1 rRNA gene is annotated in these 778 nt (G+C 59.1%); it reads left to right on the plus strand.

What is annotated here, in order from left to right:
* Positions 1-778, plus strand: a 16S ribosomal RNA gene (locus tag ABD691_RS33550); the annotation flags it as partial.

Genomic DNA, 778 nt, shown 5'->3' on the forward strand with positions numbered 1-778 from the left:
CTGGCTCAGGACGAACGCTGGCGGCGTGCTTAACACATGCAAGTCGAACGCTGAAGCATCTTCGGGTGTGGATGAGTGGCGAACGGGTGAGTAACACGTGGGTAATCTGCCCTGCACTCTGGGATAAGCCTTGGAAACGGGGTCTAATACCGGATACGACATTGGACCGCATGGTCTGGTGTGGAAAGTTCCGGCGGTGCAGGATGAGCCCGCGGCCTATCAGCTTGTTGGTGGGGTGATGGCCTACCAAGGCGACGACGGGTAGCCGGCCTGAGAGGGTGACCGGCCACACTGGGACTGAGACACGGCCCAGACTCCTACGGGAGGCAGCAGTGGGGAATCTTGCGCAATGGGCGAAAGCCTGACGCAGCAACGCCGCGTGGGGGATGACGGCCTTCGGGTTGTAAACCTCTTTCGACACCGACGAAGCCTCTTGGGGTGACGGTAGGTGTAGAAGAAGCACCGGCTAACTACGTGCCAGCAGCCGCGGTAATACGTAGGGTGCGAGCGTTGTCCGGATTTATTGGGCGTAAAGAGCTCGTAGGCGGTTTGTCGCGTCGCTCGTGAAAACTGGAGGCTTAACCTTCAGCTTGCGGTCGATACGGGCAGACTTGAGTTCGGTAGGGGAGACTGGAATTCCTGGTGTAGCGGTGAAATGCGCAGATATCAGGAGGAACACCGGTGGCGAAGGCGGGTCTCTGGGCCGATACTGACGCTGAGGAGCGAAAGCGTGGGGAGCGAACAGGATTAGATACCCTGGTAGTCCACGCCGTAAACG

The sequence above is a fragment of the Saccharopolyspora taberi genome (genome assembly GCF_039534165.1).
GTDB lineage: Bacteria > Actinomycetota > Actinomycetes > Mycobacteriales > Pseudonocardiaceae > Saccharopolyspora_D > Saccharopolyspora_D taberi.